The 7,950-nt window shown below is 38.7% G+C and carries 6 protein-coding genes; all 6 read right to left on the bottom strand.

Annotated features, from left to right (window positions below; genetic code table 11):
- Window positions 1-248: 248 nt before the first annotated feature.
- Window positions 249-935, bottom strand: coding sequence for a hypothetical protein (locus tag H6A61_RS14585; protein ID WP_204394609.1), 687 nt, complete (start codon window positions 933-935; stop codon window positions 249-251).
- A 14-nt stretch (window positions 936-949) separates the two neighbouring features.
- Window positions 950-1,798: a hypothetical protein gene (locus tag H6A61_RS14580; protein WP_204394607.1), complete on the bottom strand. Its 849-nt coding sequence runs from the start codon at window positions 1,796-1,798 to the stop codon at window positions 950-952.
- Window positions 1,785-2,018, bottom strand: a complete 234-nt coding sequence (locus H6A61_RS14575; RefSeq protein ID WP_204394605.1) for a DUF1653 domain-containing protein — start codon at window positions 2,016-2,018, stop codon at window positions 1,785-1,787. Before H6A61_RS14575 ends, H6A61_RS14580 begins: the two co-directional genes overlap by 14 nt.
- Window positions 2,019-2,615: 597 nt before the next feature.
- Window positions 2,616-5,651, bottom strand: a complete 3,036-nt coding sequence (locus H6A61_RS14570; protein WP_204394603.1) for a type III restriction-modification system endonuclease — start codon at window positions 5,649-5,651, stop codon at window positions 2,616-2,618.
- A 19-nt stretch (window positions 5,652-5,670) separates the two neighbouring features.
- The gene (locus tag H6A61_RS14565; RefSeq protein WP_204394601.1) at window positions 5,671-6,672 is read right to left on the bottom strand and encodes a virulence RhuM family protein; all 1,002 of its coding nucleotides are present in this window, start codon (window positions 6,670-6,672) and stop codon (window positions 5,671-5,673) included.
- Window positions 6,673-6,687: 15 nt separating this feature from the next.
- The coding region (locus tag H6A61_RS14560) for a DNA methyltransferase (RefSeq protein WP_239469248.1) at window positions 6,688-7,950 on the bottom strand (1,263 nt) is incomplete at its 5' end.

Genomic DNA, 7,950 nt, shown 5'->3' with positions numbered 1-7,950 from the left:
GCTTGAATTGGTCTAATGTCATATTCTTCATTTTTGTACAATATTGGTTATGGGTACAAAAATATAAAGAATCAAGACTGAGTTCTGACGGGGTTTACTGAATGCTTACTTCATACTATTGAAGATATCATTAGTTTATACATATAACGACTTTGCAATATCATAAAAATAAAAAGGTCTGCAATGAATGACAGACCTAATAAGTTCATAATATGAAAAACCATAGTTATAAAATACACTCATATATTTTACATCCTCATCCTAACCATCTGAGGAATATAGCGGTTCTTCTTGTCCAAATCACCTAATCCGAGACGAGGATAAACCATACCTCCAATTCCAGGAATCACTTCTCCTCCTTTCCTTTTTTCATCAATAGCAAACTGAATAAAATGGAATTTACAGCTTATCTCCTTTGGAAACTCCTTCAATAAATTAGGCTGAGCATCCTTATACATCACTGGTGCCATAATGACAATCATCTCAGGGTGTACACGATCGATCAGTCTGGTCAATTGAGTTTTTACCACACATAAAGAACTGATGATTGATTTCACAACAAGCAATAAGCGGCATTTTACAATAGGCTCTTCGTATGCTTTTATAATAGGAGAAATCTCTATCTTCTCACCATTCTCCGACTCATACACAGTATTTCGAGTATTCCAATAAACCGAAATCGGCAGCTTTCCCTTACCAAAACCGTTTTCCACACCTTTTGCCAACCAGTCAGCATCTTCAGATGCACACACCAACATCGTTTCCTCAGCAGGTACATCACCTACCTCATGAGCCAACACGCGTCCTAACTCTATACCAAGCGTCACAAATGCGTTACGATACTCCTCCACACCGGTAGTCTTATCAGCCAATGCGTCCAAAGATTTACGAATTAACTCATCATCTCCGTATTGCAAATTTTCATATTTTCTCATAACACAATCGATTTTTATGACAACATTGATATCAATTCCCACTTGTCCCTTGGATGCTGCCGTATTATCTCAGTCTCCATATCATAAGGCCAAGGACAACTTCCATTCATACAGCCTATATTCCAATATAACATTCTTCCACTAACATGGTATTCAACCCCCTGAATAGCGTCAAGAACCTGTTTGCACTCATTGCTTATATCTTCATCGGAGTAAACATTCAGATTAACATACTTAAAGTTTTTAGCTCTATGAATTATATCACTTAGCAATATTCCATTCTTTGAGTCACATCCCTTCCAAACACCAAGAAACACAGAAGCAATATTAACTAAATCATCTGTTTGAATATCCTTTCCATTTGGAGTTATTGCCTTTAATATATGCTTAAATGACTCACTTATCATTACAAGACTATTCACGTCTGCGGCATAATCAAAACATTCTGTTGAAGTATAATTCTTTATCTCTTCCGGTATCTGCTCACCAACTTTACTATCTTTCAGCGAATAGACCAATTTCAAAACAAACTTCTCATTTCTATCTTCGCAGTCTTCAATCTGATGTGCAAAATCATATGCAATATCACCTTGCTTATCTACTTTACCCCAAGACAAAACCTTAGTATTCTTTAACTGATGATATATATTCCATTCAGGAAGAACAATCAGCATATCATCAACAAATGTATCCTCCAATTGAGTTTGAAACTTCACACTATCGAGCGAAGACTTGTACCTGTCTATGCACGATACAATTTGATAGACGGCATAGAAATCTTCAAACAAACCACCTTTTTGGTTGTTCTCACCACCTTGATGTTTATTCTTCAAATACTTCTTGATGTCATCAGTCCTCTCCATAAGCTTCCTCTTCCGTTATTTCTTTGAAACGTAAAATCTTGGCTCCATCTATTTCTACTGTACCGTAAAACATATCTTTCGGACGGACCCATACTTTATGTTCGCCGTAGAGTGCTTGATAGACAATCACAGGGGTCAACGACTCACTATCCTGCCCCTCAGCGAGTACTATATACTTACCACCCTTAAAGTGACGATAATATTTCTTCTTTTCATCCATCAGTATAGAAAATCCATTTTAATTTAAATTTTTGTGAAGATAGAATTTCTTATCCGAATACACAAGTAAAATTTGTACTTTTCATAAATTTTGGCAGACATCTTTCCTATACTTTCTCCTGATATATTAAATTTAATGGCCTTGTCTTTATAAGCTATTACATAAGAGTACTGCTTATTTATTTGTTTATCAATTATTATTTCATATTATTTGCGTTGTTGAATCCCGGTAGCCTCTGAACGACTTCAAGCTATCGGGTTTTGTTTTTTATCACTCTGTCTTCTATTAGTTTTGGTAGACTGTTATAATCAAATTCTGCTCACTCTATGTTCACAAACCGTTCATCATGCGTTCACTGACCGGTATTGCAAACCCTTTGCAAAAGGTTTTAAACAGGTTTGCAAAACATATCCATATACTCTTAATATTATATGAAGATTTCATTAGCTTACGCATAAAATACCTTGCAATATCATAAAAAAAGGTCTGCCACCACGACAGACCTAATAAGTTCCTTTTATAGTGCAGTATGAAAACCGTAGTTATCAAGTGCACTTCTTTTATTGCAAAATACAATCTTTTTACAAAATACATTCATCAAGCTATAGAATTCATCGCATCAATCAGATCATTGTAGCTTGTTACTTTATGATACCTGACATTGGCTGTTGACATTGAATTAAACAGCTTTTCAGCACAGTCAATCTTTGCATTCTCTATTTTAGAGAGCTGCATTGACGACATCGAACCTTTTGTTTCAGCTATAAAGAATATATGTTTCACGCCATCCCTTTTCATTGCGATAGCCCAGTCGGGCGCATAATTACCTACAGGAGTAGGAATCTGAAATGAACGCGGCAATTTGGCATATACAACCACCTCACTTGCCTCGTCAAGGTCGTGAGCAAAGTTTCTTTCTCCTTTACTGTCACTGAATACATAGTCCGTAACATGCTTTTTAGCCTCGTATGCCTTGTCAAAATCCATTTTACTTTTTGAAGTAAAAATCTCACTGTCGTATTTGCCATCCGTCATATTATAACGTATAGCCTCTACAATCATTGTTGACTTCTGCTCTTTTATTATTCCTATAACCTTTCGTATGAACTCTTCAGGATTATTCTTGAAGAAATACAGTTTGCTTTCCTTGATACCCTTCAAAATCCTGACTACACTTCTGCGAGTAAGATTTGCACCCTTGGCAATATCACCCACCAGATCATACCTGACAGTAGAGGTACATACATTAGTAAGCGTACGCGATTGCGAACGCGTATCACCAAACTCCGCCACATTTTTCTCATCCTGAGTACCCTCTATCATCACATACCTCAACTGCTTCACATCCAGCTCGGCATCAATATGCAGAATCACATTCCTAATAAGTTCCTCACTGTCATAACTTACGGAATATACATACTTATGATTAATCTCCTTCCACAAAGCCTGGAACTCCTCCTTGTTGAAGTTATCGTTCAGCTTGTTTTCCGGAATCACCACCTTGTCCTCCACTATCATATCTTCCAAAGCCTTAGGGTCAAAGATAGAGTTAATCAATCTGGTGACTCCCTCTGCTATAGGCTGAAGTTTCAGTGGAAGCGGAGTCACACATCCATTTGTCACAGCCTCACGATATGCAGCAGTGATATTCTTATTTTCATCTATATATCCGTTGTCCTCCAGATATACAATTATACGACTTGCCTCCGACTCCGTAACCACATGGATTTCCTCTCCAATCTTGATTTTCTTGTCCTGGAAATAACCGACAGTAGCCTTTGCAGCCCTTTCCCTCAACACCTCTCTTGTTTCACTCTGCAATGCACTTGTAAAGTCGGCATAACTTTCATTGGCAATAACAGTCAGTTTGTTCACCTCATGCACCTCATCGCCAAGCAGTTCGGCATCCATTCTCGTACCGTTCTTATCGACACAGATACGCAATCCTCGTCCCACCTCCTGACGCTTTGCTGTTGTGGAATTGGAATGTCTCAGCGTACAAATCTGGAATACGTTAGGATTATCCCATCCCTCGCGCAAAGCGGAATGAGAGAAAATAAATCTCGTCGGTTCCTCAAAACTCAGCAGCCTCTCCTTGTTTTTAAGAATAAGGTCGTATGCCGAAATATCATCCGACATACCTGTCTTCTTCTCTATCTTTCCGTCTATAACCCTGTTGGTTTTCTTGTCAATAGAGAAATATCCGCGATGCACATCCTGAGCAGAGAAGCGGCTTATATATCTGTTATAGTCCTCATCCCAGATTTTCAGCTGGTTTGCAGCCACACGTTCATATTCCTCCTCGAATATCTTCTGGAACTTACCTTTCACCTCATTCCCGTCATCATCATAGCTCTTATATTTAGCCACTTCATCAATAAAGAAAAGCGAAAGACACTTTATGCCAAGTTTGAACAGCCTGCGTTCCTTCTCGAAATGCGAAAGAATAGTTTCCCTTATCTGCACCCTCTGCATTGTTTCCTCACTGCTGTCACCTATCACCTCTCCACGCTTTATCGTAGTACCGTTCAGGAAAGTAACATACCCTTGAGGATTGATTTCGGACACCACAAAATTATCATACTGGGCAAGTCCTGATTCCGCTTTCAGAGTATCACCCACTCCAAAAGTCTTTATCTTTCTTACAATATTGCCTGATGCAGTCTTCACCTCTATCTCAATACGTGCCATAGGCGGATGCTTGGGCGAAAGCACTATATTGTCAAGATAAAGATATCCGCTTGTACCACGCAGATTCTTCACCTCAAAACCCTTTACATGGATTCTCTTGACAAGTTTCTGACGGTAAGCATCCAGCGCGTCAAGAGCATACACAGTGTTATGACGGGTTCTGTGGGTAGCCGAATAATTCAGAACGAACAACGGTTTGAATCTCTTTATACCGGCCTGTGTAGCCTCTCCCTCCATTTTCTGAGGCTCGTCCATTATTATAATAGGATTATTGGCAGCTATCACGTCAATAGGTTTTCTGCTTCCGAACTCGTCACGTTCCGAATAGATAATACGGCTATCCTTGCTTCGTCCACCCTCTTTCATCGAAGCTGCAAATGCCTGAGTGTTTATAATCATCACGTTAAGTCCTGCATCCGAAGAAAAACTGTCAAGTTTCGTAAGGTCAGAACTGTTATACACAAACCAGCGGGCCTTTTTGCCGTAATGCTCCATAAAATGCTCCTCAAGCATATTGAAACTCTTTGCCACACCCTCACGAATGGCTATGCTCGGCACTACAATAATAAACTTGCTCCAACCATAACGCTTGTTTAGTTCGAACATAGTTTTGATATACACGTATGTCTTACCGGTTCCGGTTTCCATCTCTATGTCGAGGTTCACCGCTCCCATACTCTTTATCAGAGCCGTAGAAGGAGTTATATCATAAAGGTTCTGCACCGAGTTGATATTACTCAGCAACTGTCTTGCGTCAAGCTCCACCTGACGGTTGCGATATCCCAAATCAAACTCATCCCCTTCATCGGTTTTCCTCTGATAGTTTCGTCCCATGTCACGACGATAGCGTGTTACATCATACGACGGTTGTCCGGCAAAAACAGCCACCGTGTTTTCCACCGCTTCAGTCTGATATGCCTGTATCTTAAAGTTGAATTTCATTATCTTGTGTATTTTCAGTTTAATTCTTCTTACCTTTCTTTCCTAAATCATCAATTGCTCTGATAGAATCAAGGTAATCCTGTTCCACGTCACTTATCGTGCGTTGTTTGTATTTACGGTACTCATTTGTAGCATGTTCCATCGCCTCTGTATGCGACACACTACCGGAACCCTCCAGAAGTTGTTCGCCCGACATTGTAAGAATCCTATCCAGATAGGCAGCCCAATCATTCATCGTCATCGGCTGTTCTCTCTCTGCCTGTCGTTCCGCAAAATCCAAATATCCGGAAACAAGCTGCCCCATTGACCGAAGTTCTTTTTCGTCCAAATAGTTTTTTGCGGTCTTTGCCTCAACCAATGTCGGATGAGTTCCCTTAAAGGTAAATAGTCCCATAAAGTCCTTTTCAGCATCGGCACGTTCCACTATCAGTTCTGCCGCAGTATGCCCATGTACCGCATAGTGTATCTTGTTCTGTACTTTCTTGAAAAACTCCTGCGATACTGAAGCTCTTGGATCATAGTCAATACTTGTAGCATATATCTCAAGTACCTGGCGGTAAAACACCTTCTCCGTTGCACGAATATCCCTTATGCGTTCCAACAATTCTTTCCAATAACCACCCCCACCAAGTTTTTTAAGACGCTCATCATCAAGAGTAAACCCCTTTATCATATATTCTTTCAGACGTTGTGTCGCCCATTGTCTGAAATGTGTAGCTACACGCGATTTTATTCTATACCCCAAAGATATAATCATATCAAGGTTATAGAACATCATATCTCGTTCTACCTGCCTACTACCTTCGTTACGAACCTGTCGGAAATTCCGACAGGTTGAAAGTTCATCAAGTTCCTGTTCCTCATAAATATGCTTTATATGTTCCACAACATTTGTTCTTGACGTTTGATACAACTCAGCGATTTGTTGCTGCGTAAGCCACAAAGTCTCATCTTCCAGCCTGACATCAATCTTTGTCTGCCCGTCAATGGAGGTATAAATAATCATCCTGTTCTCTTCCATACTTTTATCCCCCTTTTACAGGATTTTTCTTACCGTATCTTTGCTGTATGCTTCAAACAGCTGCTCAAAATTATCTATCACATTGTCGTTGGCAGCCGAAGCATCTCTCATAACGAAATACACAGGATGCATTTTTGCTATCTCCGTAATAGTAGTTTCGTTCACATCCTTGTCGAAACATACTATAAGATAGTTTTCATCCACAAGAAAGACTTCCTTACCTGCTATTTCCTGCTTTTCTATCTTGGCAGAAAGTTCTATTCCCAAATCAAGCATCACCTGGAAGAGAAGGTCTTCGGCAGTTCTGTTCTCTTTTACGTTTTCGCTGAAAAGAGTGTTCAAGCTGAATTCTTCCGGTGTATAATATACATCGTTCATATTGCTGCTGTCAAGTTTTAGGACACGGAAACCGGTGTCAAGACGCTGCAAATCTTTTATTTTATCTCCTAATTCTTTAATTTTATTTTCAAGTTCATTAGAATTACACCAGAAGTCATTATCTACCAAAGCTCTTTGCGAAACCAAATAATTTAATTCTTCATTTAACTTATCCAATTCATCATCTTTTATTTTTTTACCAGCTCTTCGGATACGTTCTTTGCCTATTTCACAAACAGTATGAGGTTTATTAATAGAATCTAAGAATTTTATAGCGTTCTTTAATGTTTGCTTAGCTCGAGATGATGCTGTTAATATAGAAACATTTAAATCCTCTGGAATTTGCACCAATATAAATTTTATATTCTTTTTCACCTTATTATACAAATTCATAGTAGCCTCAGCAGTAGAACCACTACCTGAGAAAAAATCAATAACAATATCACCATCTGCAACAGTAAAATCCATAAGCCTCGAAAGTACATTTACAGATTTAGGATTCTGAAATATATCCCTAGACATTAAAGATTCAAACTGTTTTGTTGAGGAACGTCCATCCTCATAAATAATAGACCTTAATAAATCTTTTGCGTTTTCTAATCTTTTCTTAGGCTTAATTAATGTTGTTTCATCAACTCCAAACATAATGTCACCTGACTCTATCATTTCCATCATTGTTGATTCTGGATATCGAAAACCTTTCTCTGGTATCTTACAAGCCTTACCTGTAATTGGATGAATTACATCATACTTATATCCTCCAAACACAGTATTTGCTATATCCCCATCATGAAAAACACCTTTTTCATCAACATTATCATAATGAGCTATTCCTTCTAATTCTTCCTTATTAGACTTTATCCATTTCCTTAAATCTTCTTGAATCTTAACTGTATTATC

Source organism: Bacteroides caecigallinarum (genome assembly GCF_016901995.1).
In the GTDB taxonomy this organism is placed as follows: Bacteria; Bacteroidota; Bacteroidia; order Bacteroidales; family Bacteroidaceae; genus Phocaeicola; species Phocaeicola cellulolyticus.
The sequence above is the reverse complement of the archived record's forward strand: the minus strand, read 5'-3'. Positions and strand labels throughout refer to the sequence as shown.